This window comes from Hymenobacter lutimineralis, assembly GCF_008271285.1.
Taxonomy (GTDB): domain Bacteria; phylum Bacteroidota; class Bacteroidia; order Cytophagales; family Hymenobacteraceae; genus Hymenobacter; species Hymenobacter lutimineralis.
This window is the reverse complement of the sequence record NZ_VTHL01000002.1, coordinates 114402-138270: the sequence shown is the minus strand read 5'-3', so window position 1 is coordinate 138270 and position 23869 is coordinate 114402. Positions and strand designations below refer to the sequence as shown.

General features: G+C 59.0%; 19 protein-coding genes. 11 read left to right on the top strand and 8 right to left on the bottom strand.

All coding sequences use genetic code 11. The features are described from left to right. Window positions 1–61: 61 nt before the first annotated feature. From hpf to FY528_RS02915, 4 genes are all read right to left on the bottom strand, one after another. Window positions 62–361 (bottom strand): ribosome hibernation-promoting factor, HPF/YfiA family, encoded by a 300-nt coding sequence (hpf, locus tag FY528_RS02930; RefSeq protein WP_149069497.1) that lies wholly within the window; start codon window positions 359–361, stop codon window positions 62–64. 38 nt (window positions 362–399) lie between these two features. Next, a complete protein-coding gene (locus FY528_RS02925; RefSeq protein ID WP_149069496.1) occupies window positions 400–1287 on the bottom strand; it encodes a tyrosine-type recombinase/integrase in 888 nt (295 codons plus the stop codon). Between the two features lie 135 nt (window positions 1288–1422). Next, the gene (gene rpsU, locus FY528_RS02920; RefSeq protein WP_149069495.1) at window positions 1423–1617 is read right to left on the bottom strand and encodes a 30S ribosomal protein S21; all 195 of its coding nucleotides are present in this window, start codon (window positions 1615–1617) and stop codon (window positions 1423–1425) included. A gap of 146 nt (window positions 1618–1763) precedes the next feature. Then, window positions 1764–2903, bottom strand: a complete 1140-nt coding sequence (locus FY528_RS02915; protein ID WP_149069494.1) for an acyl-CoA dehydrogenase family protein — start codon at window positions 2901–2903, stop codon at window positions 1764–1766. Window positions 2904–3140: 237 nt separating this feature from the next. Here FY528_RS02915 and FY528_RS02910 point away from each other — a divergent pair, with 237 nt between their 5' ends. The 10 genes from FY528_RS02910 to FY528_RS02865 all read left to right on the top strand — a co-directional run bounded on the left by FY528_RS02910 (window position 3141) and on the right by FY528_RS02865 (window position 14808). Beyond that, window positions 3141–4043 carry a polysaccharide biosynthesis/export family protein gene (locus tag FY528_RS02910; RefSeq protein ID WP_187631971.1) on the top strand — a complete coding sequence of 301 codons (903 nt, stop codon included), beginning with the start codon at window positions 3141–3143 and terminating at the stop codon, window positions 4041–4043. A 784-nt stretch (window positions 4044–4827) separates the two neighbouring features. After that, window positions 4828–6591: a GumC family protein gene (locus FY528_RS02905; RefSeq protein ID WP_187631970.1), complete on the top strand. Its 1764-nt coding sequence runs from the start codon at window positions 4828–4830 to the stop codon at window positions 6589–6591. Between the two features lie 84 nt (window positions 6592–6675). Further along, entirely contained in the window at window positions 6676–7359 is a 684-nt protein-coding gene (locus tag FY528_RS02900; RefSeq protein ID WP_222931782.1) for a tyrosine-protein phosphatase, read from the top strand. 89 nt (window positions 7360–7448) lie between these two features. Further along, on the top strand, window positions 7449–8468 hold the full coding sequence (locus FY528_RS02895) for an NAD-dependent epimerase/dehydratase family protein (RefSeq protein ID WP_149069490.1): 1020 nt from the start codon (window positions 7449–7451) through the stop codon (window positions 8466–8468). A gap of 92 nt (window positions 8469–8560) precedes the next feature. Continuing rightward, a complete protein-coding gene (locus FY528_RS02890; protein ID WP_149069489.1) occupies window positions 8561–9958 on the top strand; it encodes a tetratricopeptide repeat protein in 1398 nt (465 codons plus the stop codon). Between the two features lie 192 nt (window positions 9959–10150). Then, on the top strand, window positions 10151–10984 hold the full coding sequence (locus tag FY528_RS02885; RefSeq protein ID WP_149069488.1) for a phosphosulfolactate synthase: 834 nt from the start codon (window positions 10151–10153) through the stop codon (window positions 10982–10984). Window positions 10985–11189: 205 nt separating this feature from the next. Beyond that, on the top strand, window positions 11190–12533 hold the full coding sequence (locus FY528_RS02880; RefSeq protein ID WP_149069487.1) for a PQQ-dependent sugar dehydrogenase: 1344 nt from the start codon (window positions 11190–11192) through the stop codon (window positions 12531–12533). A 75-nt stretch (window positions 12534–12608) separates the two neighbouring features. After that, complete coding sequence (locus FY528_RS02875; protein WP_149069486.1) at window positions 12609–13253, top strand: spermidine synthase; 645 nt, start codon at window positions 12609–12611, stop codon at window positions 13251–13253. A 74-nt stretch (window positions 13254–13327) separates the two neighbouring features. Further along, window positions 13328–13978, top strand: a complete 651-nt coding sequence (locus FY528_RS02870) for a DedA family protein (RefSeq protein WP_149069485.1) — start codon at window positions 13328–13330, stop codon at window positions 13976–13978. Window positions 13979–14070: 92 nt separating this feature from the next. Then, a complete protein-coding gene (locus FY528_RS02865; protein ID WP_149069484.1) occupies window positions 14071–14808 on the top strand; it encodes a shikimate dehydrogenase family protein in 738 nt (245 codons plus the stop codon). Window positions 14809–15016: 208 nt separating this feature from the next. Here the strand turns inward: FY528_RS02865 and FY528_RS02860 are convergent, their stop codons facing one another. The 4 genes from FY528_RS02860 to FY528_RS02845 all read right to left on the bottom strand — a co-directional run bounded on the left by FY528_RS02860 (window position 15017) and on the right by FY528_RS02845 (window position 22336). Next, entirely contained in the window at window positions 15017–17539 is a 2523-nt protein-coding gene (locus FY528_RS02860) for a TonB-dependent receptor domain-containing protein (protein WP_149069483.1), read from the bottom strand. A gap of 215 nt (window positions 17540–17754) precedes the next feature. Further along, window positions 17755–20331: a TonB-dependent receptor gene (locus FY528_RS02855; protein ID WP_149069482.1), complete on the bottom strand. Its 2577-nt coding sequence runs from the start codon at window positions 20329–20331 to the stop codon at window positions 17755–17757. A 230-nt stretch (window positions 20332–20561) separates the two neighbouring features. Next, on the bottom strand, window positions 20562–21407 hold the full coding sequence (locus tag FY528_RS02850) for an ABC transporter permease (protein WP_149069481.1): 846 nt from the start codon (window positions 21405–21407) through the stop codon (window positions 20562–20564). Continuing rightward, window positions 21407–22336, bottom strand: a complete 930-nt coding sequence (locus tag FY528_RS02845; RefSeq protein WP_262383889.1) for an ABC transporter ATP-binding protein — start codon at window positions 22334–22336, stop codon at window positions 21407–21409. Before FY528_RS02845 ends, FY528_RS02850 begins: the two co-directional genes overlap by 1 nt. Window positions 22337–22588: 252 nt before the next feature. On the opposite strand from FY528_RS02845, the gene FY528_RS02840 reads away from it, so the two are divergent. After that, entirely contained in the window at window positions 22589–23752 is a 1164-nt protein-coding gene (locus tag FY528_RS02840; protein ID WP_187631969.1) for a sensor histidine kinase, read from the top strand. Window positions 23753–23869: the final 117 nt, after the last annotated feature.

Genomic DNA, 23869 nt, shown 5'->3' with positions numbered 1-23869 from the left:
CTGATCTAGTCAGGCGGGGCTTTTCTGTGACTGCATAAATGGCCCGGGTCGGGCCGTTGCATCAGTGGCTGAGTAGCTTTTCCTTGTATTTGGTAATCTGGCGCTTGAGGCTGTCGGCGGCGGCGTCGGTGGCGGCTTCAAACGTGCCGGCGTCTTCCTGCGCAAACAGCATGGTGCCGGGCACCAGTACTTTTATTTCTACCGTTTTGTTGGCTATGCCATCCTTGTTATTGAGGCGCATAATTACTTCTCCTTCCGTGACACGGTCGTAGAAGGTTTCCAGCTTATCTAGGCGCTTCTGGATGAAGTCGAGCAGTTTCTGGTCGGCGTCGAAATGCACCGATTGCATCTGTACTTTCATCGGTAGTGGGGTTAGGGAGTAGGAAAAAAGAGAAACAACTAGGCCTTGGGATGGGCCTTTTCAAAAACCGCCTTGAGCTTATCAATCGATAAGTGAGTGTACACCTGCGTGGCGGCCAAGTTGGCGTGGCCCAGCAGCTCTTTAATAGCATTCAAATCAGCGCCTTTGCTGAGCAGGTGCGTAGCAAAAGAGTGGCGCAGCACGTGCGGGTGCTGCTGGGAGGCAGCCGTCGTAATCTGGCTTAAATAGTGCTTCACGGTGCGATACACAAACTTTTCGTAGAGCGGTTCCTGCTTGTTTGTAACGAGCAGGGCTCCCGCGGCGTTGCCCACGGCGGGGAATTCCCGCTGCTTCTGCGCTATATAGCGTTCCAGCACTAAAACCAGGGAAGGGTTGAGGGGCACGATGCGCTGCTTGTTGCCTTTGCCCGTCACGCGTACGGTACGGCCCGGCAAACTCAGGTCGTCGTGGCGGATTCCAATCAGCTCGGAAAGCCGGATGCCGGTGCCGTAGAGCAGTTCCAGCACCAGCTGGTCGCGCGTGCCCTCAAAGGTCTCCGGAAATTCAAAGGAGTTCAGCAGCCCATTCAGCGAGTCTTCCGGCACAAAGTCGGGGAGCTTCTTGGCCATCTTCGGGGCCGTAATGCGCAGCATGGGGTTTTTGGCGATGATGCCGGTGCGCAGCAGAAACTTGTAGTAGGAGCGCAGGCAGGCAATTTTGCGGTTCACCGTCCGTGGGTCCAGGTTTTGCTGCATCAATTCCACAATCCAGGAGCGGATGAGGGTATGATCGGCCTGGGCGGGCTCACCCAACTCGTACGTGGCAGCCAGGTACTCTCCAAACTGCCGCAGGTCGGTCTGGTAGGAGAGGAGCGTGTGCGGGCTATAGCGCCGCTCCGACCGCAGATACGAAAAAAATAACTCCATACGCCAGGTGCCGACTGTTCAGGTCGGGATACCCAATGTATGGAATATATTCGGAAAGTACGAACGCGAAAAAACCGTCTGAAAAGCTGGAATAGCCCTTCAGACGGTTTAAACCGTGACCACGTGTCGCGTCAGTTAGTTGGCGTCGTTGCCGTACGTTACCTGCTTGTAGATAGCCTTTTGCTTCTGCTTGCGGTTCGTGATAGACGGCTTCTGGAAGAACGTGCGGCGACGCAGTTCTTTCAATACGCCGGTGCGCTCAAACTTCTTCTTGAAACGCTTGAGGGCGCGGTCAACCGACTCGTTTTCTTTGATTTGGACGATGATCATATGGTCAATGAGGTTGAAATTCTTCTGGGAAGGGCCGCAAAGATAATCACAGATTTCACAGATTAAAAACGAATTACGCAGATTTTCTGCTGAGAGCTAGGGCCCTTATCCGTTTCATTCATTTTATATTCGTTCAATCCGCGGTCCTACTTGAGAATGGTGCGGGCAATAACGAGCTTCTGAATTTCGCTGGTGCCCTCGCCAATGGTGCACAGCTTGGCGTCGCGGTAGTACTTCTCGGCGGGGTAATCCTTGGTGTAGCCGTAGCCCCCAAAAATCTGCACCCCTTCGTTGGCCGTGCGCACCGCTACTTCCGAAGCATACAGCTTGGCCATAGCCGACTCCCGGTTTACGTTCAGGCCGCGGTCTTTCATATCGGCTGCCCGGTAGGTGAGCAAGGACGCCGCTTCAATTTCGGTGGCCATATCCGCCAGCTTAAAGCTGATGCCCTGGAAGTTGCTGATGGGCTGGTTGAACTGGTAGCGCTCCTTGGAGTACTGCAGGGCGGCCTCGTAGGCGCCTTGCGCAATGCCCAAGCTGAGGGCCGCAATGCTGATGCGGCCGCCGTCCAGCACTTTCAGGGCCTGCACGAAGCCGTCCCCTACCTTGCCAATTACGTTTTCCTTGGGTACGCGGCAATCCGTGAAAATAAGCTCGGTGGTTTCGGAGGCGCGCATACCTAGCTTGTCTTCCTTGCGTCCGGCCTCAAAGCCCGGTGTCCCGCGCTCCACAATAAAGGCCGTCATGGCGTGGGAGTCGCCCACTTCGCCGGTGCGGGCAATGACTACGGCCACGTTGCCGGTTTTGCCGTGCGTAATAAAGTTCTTGGCCCCGTTCAGCACGAAAAAGTCACCGTCTTCCACGGCTACCGTGCGCATGTTGCCGGCGTCGGAGCCCGTGTTGGGCTCGGTCAGGCCCCAGGCACCTATCCACTCGCCGGAGGCCAGCTTGGGCAGGTACTTGTGCTTTTGCTCCTCGGAGGCGTGCTGCAGGATGTGGCCGGTACACAGGGAGTTGTGCGCCGCCATGCTCAAACCAATGCTACCGTCAATTTTTGCCAACTCCGCAATGGCCGTTACGTACTCGGTATACCCGAAGCCGGATCCTCCATATTCCTGGGGTACTAATACGCCCATTAATCCTAATTCGCCAAGCTTGTGAAAGACCTCGGCCGGGAATTCCTGGGTTTCGTCCCAGCGCATCATGTGCGGTTTGATGTGGGTGGCGCCAAAATCGCGCACCATCTGCGCAATCATTGTCTGGTTTTCGGTTTCTACCAGTTCCATGTACGTAAAAGTTTGGGTGGGAAGTATGTAAGAGCGTAACCGGCAAAGGCCGGGTTTGGGTTTGCGAAGCTACCAGTTTTGCCGCAACCAATGAGGCCGGGCCGAAGTCCGCAGAACCCGCTAATTTTGAATCCGCAACCGTATTCGGTTACTTTGAAGGTTTTTAAGAAAAAATTTACTGTCGTCCGGCTTCCTCAGAGGTCGGATTTGTTTTCCTCCTTGGCTTTCTCAGCCTACATGCGCACTTCACTTCCCCGACTGCTCTGCTGGCTTTGGCTGGCTCCGCTGGCCTTGCTGGCTTCCTCCTGCGCCACGTCCAAGACGTACACGCAGAACATCATGCTCCGGACTGAAAACTCCACTTCCGTCGATACAGTTCGTCTGCGGAAGGCCCTGAGCCAAATTACCAGCAACTATGTTATCCGGCCCAACGATTACATCCAGGTGCGGGTGTACACCAACAAAGGTGAGCGGCTGGTAGACCCCAACGGGGAGCTGCGCTTCGGGGTACCGGGCAACCAGAGCGTGGCCACGGGCTCCAGCCAGAGTGGGGGTGGGGGAGCTGCGGCTACCCTGCGCGGGGGCGACTTGGGCAGCCGCCCCGCCGGCGACTCGGAGTTTCTGGTGCAGAGCGACGGACAGGCCAAGCTGCCCTTGGTGGGTACTGTGCGCCTGAGCGGCTACACCCTGCTGCAGGCCGACAGCCTTTTGCAACTGCAGTACAACACCTATTATAAGGATGCTTTTGTAGCTACGCGGGTAACGAACAGCCGGATATTCGTGTTAGGCTCGCCGGGTGGCCGGGTTGTACCGCTTTACAACGACAACATGAACCTGCTGGAAGTTTTGGCCTCCGTGGGCGGTATCGATGGTACTGGTGGTGGGGGCGGCGGAGTTCGCTACGGCAAAGCCTACAACATCCGACTGATTCGGGGAGATTTGAAGAACCCGATGGTACAGGTGATAGACCTCTCCACGATTGATGGAATGCGGCGCGCCGATTTGCGCATGCAGCCCAACGATGTTGTATACATCGAGCCCGTACGCCGCCCGTTCCGTGAGGCTCTAGCTGATGTTGCCCCCATTCTACAGGTGGTAACTACAGTAGTAACCACTGTGTTGCTGATTATTAAACTCTAACATAGAAACGTCGGACCAGAAACCTTGAAGGTTCCTGTAGTAGGCTGATCATACCGCTAAAGCTGGAATGGCAATAAACGAAAACGCTGAGTTAGAAGATCTAATCCGCAATTCTGGCGGAACACCCCCCGTGGAGGTACAGGCGGAAGAGGAAAACACCGGTATTGACACCACCACCCTGCTCATGGTGGCTCGGCGGAGTCTGCCCTGGATGATGCTACTGATTTTGCTGGGGCTGGCAGCGGCCTGGACTTTCTTACGCTATACTAAACCTCTGTACAAATCCTCGTCCACCCTCAAAATTGACGAAAAAGAGGATGCTGGTGCTTTAGGATTGGGTCTTGGTGCTGGTGCCGAAGCTCGGCAAAACATGAACAATTTGTCGGGAGAAATAGAGCTCATAAAATCTAATCTTATTTACCGTCAGCTTAAAGACTCCCTGGACCTAGATGTGAACTATTACTCTCAGGGTACAGTGCTAGAGAGTGAACTATACGGCATTTCACCTTTCCAGGTCAATTACACTATAACTGATCCATCGTTATACAATACACGATTTAACGTACTCTTTACCAGCTCTACTAAATTTCAGCTTTCTCATGAAGGGCATGAAGCAACCTCTGAATACGCTATTGATGTACCTATTGAGCTACCTGGTATTACGCTGTACCTGTCCAAAAACAAAAACTTCACGGAAGATGCGTTAAACCGTAGCTTTCAATTTGTCATTCGAGACGACGCATCCATCAATCGGTATTTCGACGAGAACCTCACCGTTGAGATTGTGAATCCTGAAGCCAGTACTATTAGTATTTCCTTTAAGGACCATAATCCGCGCAAGGCCCGCGACATCGTCAACCGCATCGATACGGTGTACCTGGTAGCCAAGCTCACGAAGAATACCCAGAGCCAGCAGCAGATTATGCAGTACCTTGACAAGCAACTGGAGCTTACCCGCGACAGTTTGCAGCGCGCCGAAATTGCTCTGCAGTCCTTTGCCAAGCGGGCCAAGATGTACGACGTGCGCAGTGGCGTGCAGACAATTACCGACCAACTCGACGAGCAGGAAAAGGAGCAGCAGGCGCTGCAGCGCCGCCTAGAGCTGCTCACCAGCGTGGCCCGACTTACGTCTCGCGACCGGATAGCCCGCGATGAGAATGCCAGCATCGACCAGAGTGTACCGGGCTTGTCCCAGTTGGAAGACCCCGTGCTTACCCAGCAGATAACGGAGCTGAACGCCGCCCAGCAGGACCTGCGCCGGGTGCTGCGCTCCAACACCGAAGCCACCGAAGCCGTACAGCTGCGCCGCGCCAATGTGGCGTATGCCAAGCGCAACGTGCAGGAGTCTTTACAGCAAAGCCTGCAGATGGTGCGCGAGCAGCTGGCTACCCTCAATCAGCAACGCGACAAGCTGAACAGCGAACTGCAGGTGCTGCCCCAGCGCGAAACCGAGCGGGCCCGCCTGCAGCGCCCCTTCGACCTGTACGAGAAATCCTACCTGATGCTGATGGACAAACGGGTGGAGTACAGTATTGCCAAAGCCGGTACCACCCCCGATTTCCAGATTCTCTCGCCCGCTTCCATGCCCATGGCGCCCATCTCGCCGGTGCGGCTGATGATTTATGCCATTGGTTTGGCCGGGGGCATTTTTATGGGGCTGGCGCTGGTGGCCGTGCGCTACTTTATGCACAACAGCGTTACCAACATCCGGGAGCTGGAGCGCAATACCGTGGCCCCCGTACTTGGGGTTATCCCGACCTACGACAAGGAAAAGCTGCTGGTCTCGAAGCTGATTGTAGATAAGAATCCGAAATCGGCCATATCCGAGTCCATCCGCTCCATCCGGACGAACCTGGAGTTTATGGCTTCCTCGAAAAAGAAGCGCCTTATCTCCATCACGTCGACCATCAGCGGGGAAGGCAAAACCTTCGTGGCGGTAAACCTCGGAGGCATTATTGCTTCCTCCGAGCAGCGCGTCGTGATTCTGGATCTGGATATGCGCAAGCCCAAGGTGAACCTAGCCTTTGGGGCGGAAAACGTGAAGGGCATCAGCACCATTCTCATCGAGCGCCATACTTGGCAGGAGTGCGTACAGCACACGTCGATTCCCACGCTGGACTTCATTTCGGCCGGCCCAACCCCGCCCAACCCTTCGGAGCTGATTCTGAGCCCAAAGTTTGATGAGGTTCTGGCGGAGTTACACCAACACTACGACGTTATCATGATTGATACGCCGCCGGTAGGCCTCGTAACGGACGGCATTCTGATTATGCGGAAAGCGGATATCCCAATCTACATCGTTCGGGCAGACTACTCCAAGAAGATCTTCCTCAAGAACATCAACAAGCTGATTCGGACCAATGGCTTTACCCGTTTGGCGACCATCCTCAACGATGCCCGCTCGAGTGGCATGTATGGGTATGGGTATGGCTACGGCTACGGGTATGGCTATGGCTATGGCTATGGCTACGGGTATGGCCAGGGTTACTACGAAGACACCCAGGAGAAGCTTTCCTGGTGGAAGCGGTTCCGCAAACTCTTTGCGTAACCCGCTATGGCATCCTGGCTCCGCAAACTACTGGGTGCACAGCCTGCGGCAGCGGCAGCTTCTTTCGCTGCGCTGGGCACGGATATGCATTCCCACCTTCTCCCGGGTCTTGATGATGGGGCTGAAACGGTAGAGCATTCGGTAGAGCTGCTGCGGCGGTTACGGGCGCTGGGCTACCGCAAGCTTATCATGACGCCGCACGTGATGGGCGACTTCTACCGCAACACGCCGGAGGGCATCCGGGGGGCGCTGAGCCAGCTGCAGCAAGCCGCCCAGGCCGCGGGTGTCACGGATGTGCAGCTGGAGTGCGGCGCCGAGTACTACCTGGACGAGTGGTTTCTGCGCCGCCTCGAAAACGGTGACGAACTGCTCAGCTTTGGCGGGGCCCGGAAATACCTGCTCATCGAAACATCTTACCTGAACGAGCCTTTCAACCTGGCGCAGGTAATATTTGAGCTGAAGTCGGCTGGCTACCAGCCGGTGCTGGCTCATCCCGAGCGGTATACGTACCTCTACAGCAAGTTCGAGGAACTGCCCCGGCTGCGGGAATCGGGGGTGCTACTGCAGGTAAACCTGAACTCCCTGAGCGGGTATTATTCCGCCGGAGCCAAGCGCGTGGCCGAAAAGCTGATAGATGCCGGCCTGGTAGACATGCTCGGTACCGACGCCCATCACCTCAAGCACCTTGATACGCTGCAGCACAAAGTGCTGCCTACGGACTACTTAGCCAAAGCCCTGGCGTTGCCTTTGCTCAACAGCAGCCTGTAAGGCAAATTGCTTCCCCATTCTGCTTAAGTGGAGCCAGACATTGTCGCTTCACTGCCGGGCAAGCCCAGGACCCTCGTACCTTTACACCTATGATATTTGTTACCGGGGGCAGCGGCTTAATTGGCTCTTTCCTGATTCCGGCCCTGGTGGCGCGGGGCGAAAAGGTACGCGCACTTTACCGGCAGCACATTCCTCAGACACTGGCTGCGCTGGGAGTAGACTGGGTGCAGGGCGACCTGCTGGACCCCTTGCTGATGCGTCAGACGCTAGCGGGCGTGACGCACGTGTTTCACTGCGCGGGCCTGGTATCCTACGCCCCCCAGGACGAGGATGCCCTACTCCAGATAAACGTGGAGGGCACCGCTAATGTGGTAGATGCCTGCCTGGAGCAAGGCGGTATTCGGTTGTGCCACGTGTCGTCGGTAGCGGCCCTGGGTGGGGCGGCCACCCCCGAAGGCGGCTCCCTGGTGGGGCCTCAGGTGCTGGACGAGGCGGCAAAGTGGGACCTGGGCGCAGCCCATTCGGCGTATGCTACCTCCAAGTACCTGGGCGAGCTGGAAGTCTGGCGCGGCATTTCCGAGGGGCTTGCCGCAGTTATCGTCAACCCATCCGTGGTGCTGGGCCCGGCCGACTGGACCCGCAGCAGCACCCGGCTGTTGCGCTACGCCCACCAGGAGCACCGCTTTTACACGCCCGGCACCATCAACGTGGTGGATGTGCGCGACGTGGTAGACCACATGCTGCGGCTCACGCTGGATTTGCCGGTGCAGAACGAGCGGTATGTGCTTAGTGCGGCTGCCCTACCTTTGCAGGAGGTACTAAGCCAAGCCGCGCGCTGCTTTGGCAAAAAGCCACCCACTACGGCCGTGCCCGACTGGGCCGCCGAAGTTATCTGGCGCGCTGAACACGTGCGCGGAATGCTCACGGGCAGCCGGCCCCTCATCACCAAAGACACGGCCCGTGCTGGCCGCCAGCAGCTCGTCTACAACGCCGCAAAAGTGCAGCGCGCAACCGGGTTGCCTTTCCGCTCCGTAGCCGATACCATTGCGTGGTGCTGCCAGGAATTGCAGCGGAACGTAGCAACCTCCGGTGCGGTTGTTGTATCTTAGGCTGCTAGCCTATCTGTAGACAGGAGCAGGTATATTTTCCAGGAGAAACTGCCTTTTTGGCGGTTTGCTCTGCCGATTGCAGGAACATGAGAATGAACGAGAATTTTGAGGACCGGGACGAAGTGCTGGACATCGTGCGCCGTTTTGAGCAGATGCTGTCCAGCAACGAGCCGGTGTTTTTTGATTTGGCCGACTTTGAGAATATTATCGACCATTACACTTCCAATACCCAGTACGATAAGGCCCTGCAGGCGTGTGAGGCCGCTATAGCCTTGTACCCATTCAGCACCGAGCTGCTTATCGACCGTTCCCAGGTGCTGGCCATGAAAGGGGAGTACACCGCCGCCGCCGACCAGATTGAGAACGTGGCGCTGCTGGACCCCGACAACCCCGATGTGGCCGTTACGCGCGGGATTATTGCCACTCAGAAAGGGCTTTTCTCGGAAGCCGTAGCGTATTTTCTCAGCGCCGTGGAGCGGTTTCCGGAGCGCGACGACATTCACTTCAACCTGGGGCTGGCCTACCAGAGCTGGCAGAAGTACAAGAGTGCCGCCAAGCACTACAAGCAAAGCCTGCGCCTGAACTCCGACAACGACGTGGCGGTGCAAGAGCTGCTCTACTGCCTGGAAGTGAGCGACCGGCTGGAAAAAAATCTGGAGTTCTTCCGCCGCTTCACCGACGACGACCCCTATTCGGCCATTGCGTGGTACAACCTGGGGCAGGCCTACTTCCGGGCCGGCAAGTTCGACGATGCCATTAGCGCCTTCGACTACGCCCTGCTCATCGACGCCAAGTTTTACGAGGCCCACGGCTACCTGGCCAGCACCTACGTGAGCCTGGAGCGCTACCGCAAAGCCATTGAGGAGTTTGAGCTGAGCTACGAGCCCGGCAACCCCACGCCCGAGGCTTTGTGCAACATTGGCGAGTGCCACGAAAAGCTGGCCGAGTGGGACAAAGCCCGCCGCTTCTACCAGAAGGCCATTGACTTGGACGCAACCATGGACGAAGCCTGGTTTGGTATCGGCATTGTGCTCATTGCCCAGAACCGCGCGTTTGAGGCCATTCACTTCTTTCGCAAAGCCGTGGCGCTCTACGATGAAGGCTTGGAGTACTGGATGGCCTTGGCCGCCGCCGAGTATCAGGTCGGCAACATTGTGTCAGCTATTGAGGCTTATGACAAGGCCACGCAGGTAGCGCCCGATAACAAGGATGGCTGGCTGAACTGGAGCATCATTCTCTACGAGCAAGGCAACTTCGACGGCGCCATCGACCTGATGCGCAATGCCGTGGAAATCCAGCCCGCCGAGGCCGAACTGCACTACCGGCTGTGCGCCTACCTGCTGGCTGCGGGCCGCTACCGTGAAGCCTACGAGACGCTGGAAAATGCCTTGGTCCTGGACTTCGACAAGCACCGCCTGCTGTTTGACTACTTCCCCGAGCTGGAGTCACAGAAGGCCTTGGCGCGGCTGATCGAGCAGTACCGCAAGTAGAAAGCCAGGAGCTTGGCTGATGGCTACCGCAGCAGCAAGTTGTTGCTGGTGAGTACATCAGCCAAGCCCTTGAGCTACCAAGCCCCCAAGACCCGAATTTCAGGTGTACTTTTGCCCGCGTTGTTGTTCCGGGCGCGCAAGGCTTGGTTTCAACTCAAGCCTTTAAGACCCAAGACCCCAAGACCCTAGTACATGAATTACGAACTGACCCAACTTCCTGAGCGCACCCAAAAACCCCGTGAGCAGGGCTTTACCATGGTAATGGACAAAGGCTCCAGCGTGCGGGAAGTAGAAGACTTCCTGGAAGTAGGGGCGGCGTACACGGATATTGTGAAGCTGGGCTGGGCCACTTCCTACGTGGCCCCCAACTTGGAGCGCAAGCTGGCCGTGTACCGCGAAGCCGGCATTCCCGTGTATTTCGGTGGTACACTGTTCGAGGCCTTCATCATTCGCAATCAGTTTGACGACTACCGCCGCCTGCTTGACAAGATGGGCATGGAGTATGCCGAAGTATCGGACGGGTCCCTGGACCTGAACCACGACAAAAAGCTGGACTTTATTCGTCAGCTTTCCGGTCAGGTGAAGGTCCTGTCGGAAGTAGGCTCCAAGGATGCGGAGAAGATCATTCCGCCCTACAAGTGGATTTCGCAGATGAAAACGGAGCTAGAAGCCGGGGCCGTGAAGGTCATCGGCGAAGCCCGGGAAGCCGGTAACGTAGGCCTGTTCCGTAGCACCGGCGAAGTGCGCTCCGGTCTGGTAGAAGAAATTCTCACCCAGATTCCTTTCGAGAAGATTATCTGGGAAGCCCCCCAGAAAGCCCAGCAGGTGTGGTTTATCAAGCTGCTGGGAGCCAACGTGAACCTGGGCAACATTGCCCCCAACGAAATCATCAGCCTCGAAACCATCCGGCTGGGCCTGCGCGGCGACACGTTCCTGGATTTCCTGGACCTGGAAAACGTAGACGAAATGTTCAAACCCGAGCCTAAAGTGCAGGGTAAGCCGGGTACCTCCATGCCGCGCGGATAATTCTGCCGACCTTTCAGTTGACCACTAACACCTACGGTAGTAGTATTCCTCACGAAAGCTGCTTGTCCGAAGGGTATTCTGACTGGTATCCACTAACCAAGGGTAAGTAAGTCGTCAACTTCTGGCCGAGAAAACAAGTACAAGAAAAAGCCGGGCTATCCAGTAGCCCGGCTTTTTCTTGTACTTGTTTTCTCGGCTTTCTCACATGAACCAACTGATATCGGGCTTTTCGCTGGCTGCGCTGGCGGTACTAGCGGCGTGTGGCTCCCAGCCCAGCCAGCAGGAAAAAGCCAAGGCCCAAGCAGAAACGCCGGCCGCTACCGTGTCTACGGCAACGGCGTCTGTCGAGCTGCCCGCGCCCTACGCTACCAAATCCACTACAAAGCGCAGTAAGGTGATTGGCTGGCCGGCGGGTAAGGTGCCCACGGTGCCGGCGGGTTTCCAAGTGACAGAGTACGCCGGCAACCTCGAAAGCCCCCGCAATACCTACGTGCTGCCTAACGGCGACGTACTGGTGGCCGAGGCCAACACGGTGCCCTCAGACGCCAAGGAGAAAGCCGCTGCGGCCCTCAAGCTGGATTCATCTAAATCCCTGCGTCTGACGAGTGCCAACCGGATTACGCTGCTGCGCGATGCTAACAAGGACGGCCGCCCTGAGGTACGGGCTGTGTTTCTGCAAAACCAGGAGCAGCCGTTTGGCATGTTGCTGCTACATGGCTTTTTCTACGTGGCGAATACCAATGGCGTCTGGCGTTATCCTTACACGCCCAACCAAACGGCCATTAGCGGCAAAGGCGAGAAAATCATGGAGCTACCCAAAGGTGGCTACAACAACCACTGGACGCGCAACCTGGTGGCCTCGGCCGATGGACGTAAAATCTACGTGAGCGTGGGCTCCGCCTCCAATGTAGCGGAGCATGGTATGAAGGAAGAGCAGCGCCGTGCCAATGTACTGGAAATAAACCCCGATGGCTCCGGTGAGCGGATATACGCCAGCGGCCTACGCAACCCTGTAGGCATGGACTGGGCTCCGGGTACTACCACCCTCTGGACGGCCGTGAATGAGCGCGACGAGCTGGGTGATGAGCTAGTTCCTGATTACCTGACGAGTGTGCGCGAAGGGGGATTTTACGGCTGGCCCTACGCATACTTTGGCGCGCACGAAGACCCGCGCCGCAAAGGCGAGCGGCCCGACCTCGTAGCCAAAACCCTGGTGCCTGAGGTTTCCCTGGGCCCGCATACGGCTTCGTTGGGCCTGGCTTTCTATGATCAGAAAAGCTTTCCGGCCAAATACCAGAATGGTGCCTTTATCGGGCAGCATGGCTCTTGGAACCGGGCTACGTTCTCGGGCTACAAAGTGGTGTTCGTGCCGTTCCAGAACGGCAAGCCCAGCGGCCCAATGGAAGATTTTGTAACCGGGTTCGTAGCCGACGAAGCCAAAAAAGAAGTGTATGGACGCCCCGTGGGTATTACCGTCCTGCCCGATGGCGCCCTGCTCGTGGCCGACGATGCGGCCGGCAAGCTCTGGCGCGTAGCAGCGGAAGGGTAGAGGTTAGGGCGTTCATGCTGAAAGGCGTCAAAGTTTGACGGTTTACTGCCGTATTTTCGCGCAAATCTGCGGCCTATGAAAAAGCTCTTGAGCTACCTGTTTCCGTTTACGCGCCGCGTGCCTTCGGCTGTGAGTGGGGAGCTGGAAGTAACCCTTTACCAAGGCCGCAAGGTGCTCGACTCCCGCACCGCCAACTACTCGTACGGGGCTCTGCAGCGGGTATTGCGCTTTGGGTTGCAGCAGATTCCGCTTGAAGGCATACACCACGTGCTGCTGCTGGGACTCGGCGGCGGCTCCGTTATTCAAACGCTGCGGGAGGAGCTGCACTACAAACGGGCCATTACCGCCGTGGAGCTCGACCCGGTCGTTATTCAGGTGGCAGCCGAGGAGTTTGGCATTGTATCCAGCCCCACGCTACAGATCATCCAAGCCGATGCCTTTGCCTGGGTAGAGCAGGCCCGCGGAGCCTTCGGGCTGATTATCGTAGATATTTCCATCGACAGTAAAATACCCGAGGAAGTATTCAGTTTTGCGTTCTGGCAGGCACTGCACAGGCTGCTTAGCCCCGGAGGCTATATATTGCTCAATGCCATTGAAGCCGCTTCCCACGCCACCCTTATCGGAGCCCTGCGGCCACAGGCTGCCCAGTTAGGCCTGGACTTGCACGTGCACCAGGCGGTCGAAAAAATTAACCAGCTGCTGGTGGCCCGCAAAGCCTGAGCGCGGGCCCGCATGATATATGCAGCCGGCCTGCTTTCTTTGTAGCGCGGTTGTTCGCGCCTTTCTCTACGTTGATGGACTTTCTCAAACAGATTCTTGATTTCATTCTGCACCTCGATAAGCACCTGGCCGAGATAATCCAGCAATACGGGGCGTGGACCTACGCTATTCTGTTCCTGATTATTTTCGTGGAAACCGGGGTAGTCATCCTGCCTTTTCTGCCCGGCGACTCGCTGCTGTTTGCCGCCGGCTCCCTGGCCGCCCTGCCCGATACCCCACTGAATGTGTGGGTGATGATCGGCCTGCTGATTCTGGCCGCCGTGCTGGGCGACACGCTCAACTATCACATCGGCGACTATTTGGGGCCGCGCGTGTTCCGTGAAAATTCCCGGTTTCTGAAGCGGGAGCATCTGGAGCGCACCCAGGCGTTCTACGAAAAACATGGGGCCAAAACCATCATTATTGCGCGGTTTATTCCCATCATCCGCACGTTTGCGCCATTTATTGCGGGCGTGGGCACCATGAGCTACGGGAAGTTTCTGAGCTACAATGTAGCAGGCGCCGTGCTGTGGGTGACGCTGCTGACCGGTGCGGGCTACTTCCTGGGCAGCCTGCCCTGGATTCAGCAGAACTTTGGCTTGTTCACCATTGGCATCATCGTGGTATCGGTGCTGCCAGCTGTGTGGGAGTTCGTGAAAGGGCGTATTTCGCCCCGGCCGCAGTAAGGAGTTCCTTCGATTTTCCGGCAGAAAAACCACTGTAGCGTTTGGGGCTGGAGTGGTTTTTTTGTTGATTACAGCCCGCTTTTCCGGTAGCTATGCCCACATACGGATTGTTAGGTCGTACCCTGACGCACTCATTTTCCCAGACCTTCTTCACCCAGAAGTTCCACAACCTGGAGCTGACGGACCATGCCTATGAGCTGTTTGAGTTGGCATTTATTGAAGAGCTGCCGGCTCTGCTACAACGTCATCCGGAGCTGCGGGGCCTGAACGTCACCATTCCCTACAAGGAGCAGGTGTGGCCTTACCTACACGATACGGCTGCTTCCGCCGCCCGCGTGGGCGCGGTCAACGTCATCGAGTTCCGCGCCGATGGTCAACTGATTGGGCACAATACGGACATGATTGGCTTCCGGGAGTCGTTGCGCGACTTTCTGCCCCGGGGCTTTGCGGGGCGTGCTCTGGTGCTGGGCAACGGTGGCGCATCGAAAGCCGTGGAAGTAGCCCTGCGCGACCTGGAAATCGGGTATTGGGTGGTTTCCCGGCACCCACTTGGTGCGGGCCTCACCTACGAGGAGCTTACGCCCGACTTGGTACAAGGCCATACGTTGATTATCAATACTACGCCTCTCGGCACGTACCCTTTTGTAGAGGAATGCCCCAAGCTACCGTATGAGGCCCTAACCGACCAGCACTACCTCTACGACTTGGTATACAACCCGCGCGAAACCGAGTTTATGCGGCGCGGTCAGGCCCGGGGGGCCAGCATCAAAAACGGGTTTGAAATGCTCTGCCTGCAAGCCGAAGCCGCCTGGGACATCTGGAAAAGGTAATGAGGTGGCAGGCAACAAGGACTGCGCTATCGTTGCGAGGCCGGGCCGGAGCCACTTGTCCTGAAGACTAGTTGGGCCTAAAACCCAGAAAGCCCCTGACTTCTGCGAAGATGTCAGGGGCTTTCTGGGTTTTAGCGTTAAAACAGGTGGACGTTTTCTACAGTGCGGCTTATTGTGTCTGCTGGCAAGTAAATGCTGCCTTCATAAGCTACTGCCCGCCTTTGCTGCCACCTTGCTTGGAGTCGTCGTTCTGGATGGTGCGGCGCTGGCGCTGGGAGCCGCTATCCAGCTTACCAAAACGGTAGTTGAAGGACAGGCGCACGCCCCGGTTGTACTGAAACCAGGTGCCCGTGCTGCGGAACTGGTCGGTTTCGGTGGTGTTGCGGAAAGCCCGCCCATTCTGCAGAAAGTTGCTGGCGTTTAAGGTGAGGTCAGCCTTTTCCTTGAGCAGGGTACGCTTGACGCCCACGCCGTACCAAATGCCACCAGCGTAGCGCGACTGCAGCTGCACGCCGCCGGTCCAGCCGCCGCCGAAGCCCTGCAGGGAGTACACTTTGCCCAGCTTCAGCGACGTATTCAGGTTCATGGAGCCATTCAGGCGGCTGCTCGTGCGGCTGAGGGCGGCGCTGTAGATGCGGGTGTAGTCAGTGTTGAGGTTGCTGCTGATATCCCAGCCCTGCACGGGCTTCCAGGAGCCGTACAGGCCCAGGCCAAAGGTGGTGTTGGTGGCGAGGTTGCCGAAGGTGGTTTCGGTGCGGGCCAGCTCTTCGTTATAGCGGTTGAACTCCTCAATGGAGTTGCCGGTGCGCCGCGTGTAAGTCGATACGTTCAAGGACATTTTCTCCCCAAATGTGCCGTAGCTCAGCTCGTAGGAGTCCGTGATTTCGGGCGAGAGGTTGGGGTTGCCGTAGCTGATGCTGCTGGGCGTACTCTGATTCACGTACGGGTTCAGGTAGTAAATCTGCGGGCGCTGAATGCGGCGGGAGTAGCTGAAACGCAGTGTCTGGCCCGGCTTCCCCAGAGCACGTGACACGCTCAGGTTGGGCAGCACGTTGAGGTAGTCATTCGAGAACCGGCCGTTTTCTCCCTGAAACTCCCCCCGAATGTCGGTGCGCTCCAGGCGGGCACCCAGGCTGAAGTTGTACACCGAGTCGAGCGTGAAGCCGTAGGTAGCGTAGGCCGCCAGCACGTTTTGGTTGTAATCAAACGCATTGGAACGGCGCACACTGCGTACGAAGTCGGGCTGCACGCGCGTGAGCAGCGTATCCAAACTATAGTCGCTGCTAACGGTGCGGCGGATGGTCTTGGCCCCGGCCTCCAGGGTGCTGGTCGGGCTGAACGGGTGCGTGTAGTCGGTTTGGAGGGTGGTTTCGGTGTTGCGGGCCAAGTTGTGGCTGCGCTCCTGGTATTCCAACGGCCCCTTCTGCACATCGGCGGCGTGGTACTGATCGAGGCTGTATTCCTGGGTGTTACGGTTTTGGGTGTGCTGGGCCAGCACGCTCCACTCGCGGCGGGGCTGGGCTTCGCCAAAGGTGCGCGTGTAGCCCGCGTTCAAATCGTAGTTGCGGAACTGGAATTGCTGCACAATGTCGCGGGAGTACAGCGTATCGAGCGAGAACTGCCCGGGTGCCGACGGCGTGGTTTGCCGGTACTGGTTGAACAGTTCCTGGGGCGAGCTGCTCTGGTACTGGTTGCCGTTGCCGCTCAGCGTGAAGCTGTGCAGGGGCGAAGGGTCGTAGGTGAACTCCACCTGCCCGTAGCCGCCCTTGCCAATATTCTCTGATACGCTGCGCTGCTCCAGCTGCCCCAGCACCTGCCGCTCCCCGTCCGGGCTAGGCACAAAGTCGGTGCGGGTGGTGCTGGAGCGGTAGGGGTAGAGGTTCCGGAAGCCGGTAAGCTTGGTGTTCACGCCAAACTTACCGCGCTTGGCGTTGAGAGAGCCATTCAGGCTTTGGTTGCGGTTGCCGGCGGTAGCACCCACGCTGCCGTTGGTGCCTTGCAGGGAGTTCTTCTTCAGCACAATGTTAATGACGCCGCCCGACCCTTCGGCATCGTACTTGGCCGAGGGCGACGTGACGACTTCAATGGCCTTGATCTGGTCGGCCGGAATCTGCTTCAGGGCTTCCGCCAGGTTGCCTGAGAGCATGGCCGAGGGCTTGTTGTTGATGAGAATGCGCACATTGGACGTGCCGCGCAGCTGCACGTTGCCGTCCCCATCCACGTTTACCATGGGCGTTTTACGGAGAATGTCCGAAGCCGTGCCGCCGGCGTTGGTAGCATCCTGGTCGGCGTTGTACACGAGGCGGTCGGGCTTGCTTTCGATGACGGGCCGCTCCCCGGTCACGGTCACCTCGCCCAGTTTCTGGGTGCTGGCCGTAAGGGTAAAGGGGCTCAAGGCCGTGGCTTGGCTGGTTACCGTCACGTTCTCGATGCGCGTGGCGTACCCCACAAAGCTGAGCTGCAGACGAAAGGAGCCGGCTGGTAGGTTTTTCAGCTCGAAGCGGCCCTGCTCGTCCCCGGTGGAGGAGGCCAGAGGGGCCGTGCCCGCGGCCGGCAGCAGCACGATGGTAGCGTATTCCACCGGTTTCTGGGTGGCCGCGTCCAATACCTGACCGGTGAGGCGGCCCGTGCCCTTAGTAGCGGCTGGGGTGGTAGGCTGCGCGGCAGTTTGTGCCAGGGCGGTAGGGGCAACCAATACGGCCAAAAGGGCCAGCGTGGCAAAATGCTTCATGCAGGAAACGGATAGGGAAAGAATAGCGCGACAAAATGAATAAGCTGTGGTAGCTGGGCGGCATGGGCCACGGCCGCCAGCCCTCCGGTAGTTTAAACCTGACAGGAGATGCGGGAAGCACCCGCAACGTTGCACGCCGCAAACGAAAAAACTGCCCAACGCATTGCGCCGGGCAGTTTTCAGCTTTAGTAAATCGTTAACTCGGGGCGCGGGTGTTACGGCTGACCCTGGCCGCCGCTTTCCCCGGCTTTCTGGTCGTCGTTGCGGATGCTGCGCTTGGGGCGCTGGGGCTTGTTCTCGAGCTTGCCGAAGCGGTAGCTGAAGGCCGCCCGCACGCCGCGGTTGTAGATGAAGGTGGTATTGCGCGAGTCAGAAAAGCCGTTGTTGAAGTCATTGACCAGCTTCACGTAGCGCGTGAAGGGGTTGTCGGCGTTGAGTGTGAAGTCGCCTTTACCTTTCAGGATTTCCTTGCGCAGGCCAATGGAGTACATCTGCCAAGCCGAGCTTTTGCCCTGGAGCTGAATGCGGGGCGAGTTGAGCATGCCGAAGAACTGCAAGCTCAGGCCTTTGTCGAACTTATAGCCCGAGTTGATGTTGGCCGAGTACACTACGCCGGAATTTTTGCCGCGCTGGCCCAGATCCGTCAGCGCCTGGCTGAACAGATACACGTAGTAGGTGCTCACGTTGCCGCTGATATCCCATTTGGGCAGGGGCTTGAAGGACCCAAACAGGTTGAGGCCGTAGGTCTGGTTGCGGGCCACATTGCCGTAGGTGGCTACTACCCGACCATCGTCCTCGGTCTTGTTGATGCGCTCAATGGCGTTGTTGGTTTGCCGGGTGTAGAGGGTCACGTTCAGCACGGAGCTCTTCACGAAGGTATTCCAGTTCAGCTCCAGGTTATCGGTAAACTCGGCCCGCAGCTCCTGGTTTCCCACGGAGATGTTGCGCGGGTCGGATTCGTTGCGGTAGGGGTTCAGGTAAAAAATGCTGGGCCGCTGAATCCGGCGCGAGTAGCTGAGGCGCACCGTAGAGCCGGGCTGCTTGAGGTTGCGCGTGAGGGCCACGTTGGGCAGCAGGTTGGTAAATTCAAGACCGAACGGCTTGTCCTGGTTCTGGAAGTTCCCCTGCAATTCCGTGCGCTCCACGCGGGCGCCCAGCCGCACATTGTAGCTTTTGCCCAGGGGCGTGGCGTAGGTGGCGTAGCCGGCCTGCACGTCCTGGTTGTAGTTGTAGACGTTGGTCAGCGTACTTTCTTCCGCGAAGATGCCATCTGCCTCCGCCCGGCTCACGCGGTAGTCACTTTCCACCGTGCGCTTAATCAGCTTGCCGCCAAACTCCAGGGTCTGCTTTTCCTTGATGGGCAACACGTAATCGGTCTGGATGGTGGTTTCCAGGTTGCGGGCCGTGTTGGGGCTAAACTCCTGAAAGTCCGGCGTGCCGTCGGCGTTGGCATCTACTAGGGAGAACTGATCCACGTCGTAGAAGCGGTAGTTGCGGTTGCGGGAGTGCTGGGCCAGCACCGTCCACTCGCGGCGGTTTCCCTGCCCAAAGGTGCGGGTGTACGTGCCCGTCAGGTCGTAGCTCTGGGTGCGAAACTTCTGCATTGTTTCGCGCTCGTAGTTGCCCAGCCGGGCGGTGCCCGCCACTTGGTCCCCCTCCGCCAGGCGGTAGGTATTGTCGATATCGACGTCGAAGCGGTTACGGAACAAGCTGCCGTTCAGGGCCAGGCTGAGGGCGTGGTTCGGGGCCGGCTCATAGTCCAGCCCAATGCGGCCGTTGCCGCCCCCGCCCATGCCAAACCCGTCGTTGCGCTGGCGCAGGAAGCCAGTCGTCAGCATGCCGCTCTTATTGCGCACATTGAGGTCGGTGCGGTCCACTTCCTGGTCGCCGGGCGCGTAAAACGACCAGCCATTCAGCGCCGATGAGAGGCTGAGCTTGCCCTTGCGGGCGTTCAAACCCAGGTTGCCGTTGGAGTTGCGCGTGCCCACGGCCAGGCCCACGTTGCCGTTGATGCCCTGCAGGTTGTTTTCCTTGAGCACGATGTTCACGATGCCGCCTGAGCCTTCGCCGTCGTACTTGGCCGAGGGCGAGGTAATCACCTCCACGTTCTTGATCTGGTCGGCGGGCAGCTGCTTGAGGGCCTGGGCCAGGTCGCCGGACACCACGGCCGAGGGCTTGCCGTTGATGAGCACCCGCACGTTGGCCGAGCCGTTCAGCTGCAGGTTGCCGTCGGGGTCCACACTCAGCATGGGCGCCTTGCGGAGCACATCGGCGGCGGTACCCCCGCGGTTGGTAGCATCCTGGGCCGCGTTGTACACCAGTCGGTCGGGCTTGCTTTCCACCACGGGCCGCTCCCCGGTCACGGTTACCTCGCCCAGCTTCTGGGTGCTGGAGGCCAGGGCTACGGCCGGAACCGTGGTTGAACCATCCGTGACCGTTACGGCTACCGTTTGGGCCGCGTAGCCAATGAAGGTAATCTGCAGGCGGTAGGAGCCAGGGGCCAGCCCCTTTAGCTGGAAGCGGCCCCGGTCATCGGCTACCGTCCCATCGACGGGCGTTTCGCCGGTAGCGGGCAGCAAAGCCACGGTGGCATACTCTACGGGCTTCTTGGTGGTGGCGTCGAGCACGGTGCCTTCCAGGCGGCCAGTGCCTTTGGGCGCCACGGGTACGAGGCTAGGTGGGGTGGAGCGGGTGGCACCGGGGGCGCCAGCGGGCACACCGGTTGGCGCCTGCGCCAGGGCGGGGGTTGCCAGCAGGGATGTCAGCAACAGGGGAAGATACGTGTGTTTCATAGCTGTCAGAAAAGAAGTGCGCAAACAGGGCGGAAGAGAAACAGGTGCGGCAGCAATGCGCGCAACAGGTTAACGTGGGGTGTAAGCTGGAAGAATTGCTATAAGTAGATATCCAGGTAGATCCAAGGACCGCAAAAGTACCGGAGGGGTTGCCAGAGCGTATGGGTAATCCAACCAACCGGCCGGAAGGCAGCGTGAACGGGCCCGCAGACCGAACGTATGCGCCGGAGCTAGGCCGTGATGGGGCGGCGCAGCAGCAGGATGTAGCCCAGCACCAGCGCCCCGGCAAACCAGGCCAGGCTATACCACTCGTGGGGGGCCAGCTCGTGAGCCACCACAATGCCCTTTACTTTATCGAGGCGTAGGGCCACCGCCGTGCCTAGTGGGGCTGCGTACGGAATCTTGTCAGCATGCTCCCACTGCAGCAAGGCAATAGTGGATACCACAGCGCCCATGCCAATGCCCACCGGCACCACAAAAGAGCGCCAGAACAGGCTCACGATGTACTGCACGGCCAGCAGCCCCAGCGTAGCCACGTACGTGCGCATCAGCATCCAGCCAATGGTTTCCAGCGGAATAGCGTGGCTCTGGAATCCTAGCTTGGGCCGTACCAGCATCAGGAGCGCGCCAGCCCCCAGCAGCAAGCCGGCAAAGAGCAGCAGCGCCACTGCGTTCAGCGCCAGCAGTACCAGCAGCTTGGAAACAAATACCGCCCCGCGGCCTACTGGCTGGGCATACAGGTGTTTCCAGGCCGTGGCTTTGGTTTCGACGTGCACGAGTAGGCTGGTGAGTAGCACCACAAACAGGGGCAAGAGCAGGGTGCCGGCCGTTTGCCAGGAGCGCATCAAAAAGCTCGGCCATGGGTCGGTGCCCGGCTTGATGATGGCGTGCCCCTTGAAAAAGTAGATAGAAAACACCAGCAGTACGGGCAGCGCCCCACTGAACAAGGTGAGCCGCAGGGCCGCCGTGCGCCGCAGCTTCAGCACGTCGGCCTGCAGGCTGCGGCGCAGCTGGGTGAGGGGCGAAGGGGCCGTGGGCAATGCCAGCAAAGAGACGGGAGCAGAGAGCGTAGCCATTAGGAAAGAGCGGTTTCGGTGAGGTGTAGGAAGGTTTCTTCGAGAGAGGGCTGCTCCAGGCGCAGCCCGTAAAGCGGCTGCCCGGCGCCTACCACGGCGGCGGCTACCTCGGCCGTTTGGGCGGGAGTGAGCATGGGCAGCCACAGCGTACCCTGGCCTACTATCTGGGCCGCGCCCAGCAAGCGGGGCAGCAGGTTGCGGCAAGTGTCGGCGCTGTCAGTTTCGAGCACCAGGCGGGCTCGGCCGGTTTGGAGGCGCTGCAGGTCGGGCAGGCTGCCCTGAAATACCATGCGCCCCTGTTGAATCACGCCCACGTGGGTAGCTACTTTCTCTATCTCACTGATGAGGTGGCTCGATACAATAATGGTTTTGCCGTGGTCGTCGCGCAGGCGCCGCAGCAGCTCCCGCATGTCGATGATGCCGTTGGGGTCGAGGCCGTTGGTGGGCTCATCCAGCAGCAGCAGGGCAGGGTCGGAGAGCAGGGCAGTGGCCAGACCCAGGCGCTGGCGCATGCCCAGGGAATACTCGCGGGCCGGGCGGCGGGCCGCATCCGTCAGGCCTACGATTTCCAGCACCTCGGCCGTGCGGTGGGCCGGCACCCCGCGCAGGCGGCGGGTGGCTTCCACGTTTTCGAAGCCCGTGAGGTGGTCATAGAGCGAAGGGTTTTCGATGAGGGCCCCCACGCGGCTGAGCAGGGCCACCCGGTTCCGGCGGAGCTCATACCCAAACAGGTAAACCGAGCCGGCGGTGGGTTGCAGTAGCCCCAGCAGCAGCCGCATGGTGGTGCTTTTGCCGGCCCCGTTGGGCCCCAGAAAGCCGTAGATGCTGCCGGCCGGCACCTGCAGCGGCAGGTTGTGCAGAATAGGACGCTTGCCGAAGTGGAAAGTCAGGTCGCGGGTTTCGACCAGGAGCGGAGCAGTTGAGTTCATAGCGCAGAAAAGCAGAGTAGACGGCAGCAAACGTAGCAGCTGCGGGCGGCCCTGCTCCGGGTATTCAACCAAGCCCCCTACCTTTCCCGGCAATGGCGTTTTTTGTGGCCTGAACCTGGAAAACGGCCCGCCAAGTGACCTTTACAGCTGGCCAGGCAGGTTGAGGGCGGAAAGTGCGCCGTTGGTTGAGGCCGGGCGGGGCGTTGGTTGAAGATGGTCCCGGCAAAACCAGGCGCCTGCCTATCTTCCGGAGTGCAAACCGTTGCTTCTTCTCTTCTGGGGGCGCCCTCGGCCCCCGCTTCGCCAAGCCGCCGCGCCCGGCTGCGCGCCTTTTCCCGCCTGGAGTGGTGGCCCCGCTCCGAGGAAGCCGCCGTGCCCAAATGGGTGCACTTCCTGTTTTGGGGTGCCCTGTTGCTACTCGATGGACTGGCTATCTACAACAACCTCAACGCTGCGGCCAAGTACCGCATGCCCCAAAACCAGCTGGTGCTGCGGGCCCTGCTCACCAATGTGCTATCGGCGAGTATATTTTACTTCAACTGGATGGTGCTGGTGCCGGGTACCGTGGGGCGGGGCCGACTCTGGCCTTATCTGGGTGGGGTGCTTTTGCTGCTGGCCGCCTACGTGCCCCTGCGCTTTGGCGCTTCCAGCCTGGTGGGTGGCGGCGCCCAGGACGCCCAAACCAGCGCGCAAAAGCTGACGATGATTATTCCGTATACCCTTATGGGGCTGAGCACCATCTTCTTCAGCTCCGGCCTGCGGATTACGGGCGACTACCTCAGCGGGCTGCGCAACCGCCGGGAGCTGGAGCGCCAGCAGCTGCTCACGGAGCTGGCCATGCTCAAAACCCAGATCAACCCGCACTTTCTTTTCAATACCCTCAACAACATCTATTCCCTCACCAGCCGGAAGTCCGACAAAGCCCCCGAGGCCGTGCTGCGCCTGGCCGAAATCATGCGTTACCTGCTCTACGAAAGCAGTACCGATACCGTGCCCCTGAGCCGGGAGCTGGCTCACCTGCACAGCTTTCTGGACTTGCAGCGCCTGCGCCTGCCAGCGTCGGCGCCCGAGGCTATCCGCTTCGAGGTGGAAGGTGCCGGACCCGACTGCGCCCATCCCATTGCCCCGCTGCTGCTGTTGCCCCTGGTCGAAAACGCCTTCAAGCACGGCGACCTGGCCGCCCGCCCCGTAGCCGTGCACATCACCCTGCACCTGGCCTCCGATGGGCTGCTGCGCTTTTCAGTGCTCAACCACGTAGCCCCTGCCGATGCCGAAAGAGAGTTGCCGCGGCAGCCCGGGGGCGTGGGACTGGTAAACCTGCGCCGGCGCTTGGAGCTGCTGTATCCCAGCCGCTACGCCCTGGATGTGCAAACCACGCCCGGCCAGCACCTCGTCACCATGGTGCTGCTGCCTTAAGGCTTCGCCGGGTAGCAGCCAAAGCCCGTGCAGCGGGTGCGTCTGCCTGCTAACGAATACAAGCCTGGCTCCCGACTGGTGGCTGCCCCAGCGGCTATGTAGGCCCGCGTCACCAAA

What these genes read in the sequence shown, in the direction of transcription:
- hpf (WP_149069497.1), bottom strand. Translation starts at nt 361, where the DNA reads ATGAAAGTACAGATGCAATCGGTGCATTTCGACGCCGACCAGAAACTG.
- FY528_RS02885 (WP_149069488.1), top strand. Translation starts at nt 10,151, where the DNA reads ATGAATTACGAACTGACCCAACTTCCTGAGCGCACCCAAAAACCCCGT.
- FY528_RS02880 (WP_149069487.1), top strand. Translation starts at nt 11,190, where the DNA reads ATGAACCAACTGATATCGGGCTTTTCGCTGGCTGCGCTGGCGGTACTA.
- FY528_RS02925 (WP_149069496.1), bottom strand. Translation starts at nt 1,287, where the DNA reads ATGGAGTTATTTTTTTCGTATCTGCGGTCGGAGCGGCGCTATAGCCCG.
- FY528_RS02860 (WP_149069483.1), bottom strand. Translation starts at nt 17,539, where the DNA reads ATGAAGCATTTTGCCACGCTGGCCCTTTTGGCCGTATTGGTTGCCCCT.
- FY528_RS02915 (WP_149069494.1), bottom strand. Translation starts at nt 2,903, where the DNA reads ATGGAACTGGTAGAAACCGAAAACCAGACAATGATTGCGCAGATGGTG.
- FY528_RS02865 (WP_149069484.1), top strand. Translation starts at nt 14,071, where the DNA reads ATGCCCACATACGGATTGTTAGGTCGTACCCTGACGCACTCATTTTCC.
- FY528_RS02895 (WP_149069490.1), top strand. Translation starts at nt 7,449, where the DNA reads ATGATATTTGTTACCGGGGGCAGCGGCTTAATTGGCTCTTTCCTGATT.
- rpsU (WP_149069495.1), bottom strand. Translation starts at nt 1,617, where the DNA reads ATGATCATCGTCCAAATCAAAGAAAACGAGTCGGTTGACCGCGCCCTC.
- FY528_RS02875 (WP_149069486.1), top strand. Translation starts at nt 12,609, where the DNA reads ATGAAAAAGCTCTTGAGCTACCTGTTTCCGTTTACGCGCCGCGTGCCT.
- FY528_RS02890 (WP_149069489.1), top strand. Translation starts at nt 8,561, where the DNA reads ATGAACGAGAATTTTGAGGACCGGGACGAAGTGCTGGACATCGTGCGC.
- FY528_RS02870 (WP_149069485.1), top strand. Translation starts at nt 13,328, where the DNA reads ATGGACTTTCTCAAACAGATTCTTGATTTCATTCTGCACCTCGATAAG.
- FY528_RS02900 (WP_222931782.1), top strand. Translation starts at nt 6,676, where the DNA reads ATGCATTCCCACCTTCTCCCGGGTCTTGATGATGGGGCTGAAACGGTA.
- FY528_RS02845 (WP_262383889.1), bottom strand. Translation starts at nt 22,336, where the DNA reads ATGAACTCAACTGCTCCGCTCCTGGTCGAAACCCGCGACCTGACTTTC.
- FY528_RS02855 (WP_149069482.1), bottom strand. Translation starts at nt 20,331, where the DNA reads ATGAAACACACGTATCTTCCCCTGTTGCTGACATCCCTGCTGGCAACC.
- FY528_RS02910 (WP_187631971.1), top strand. Translation starts at nt 3,141, where the DNA reads ATGCGCACTTCACTTCCCCGACTGCTCTGCTGGCTTTGGCTGGCTCCG.
- FY528_RS02850 (WP_149069481.1), bottom strand. Translation starts at nt 21,407, where the DNA reads ATGGCTACGCTCTCTGCTCCCGTCTCTTTGCTGGCATTGCCCACGGCC.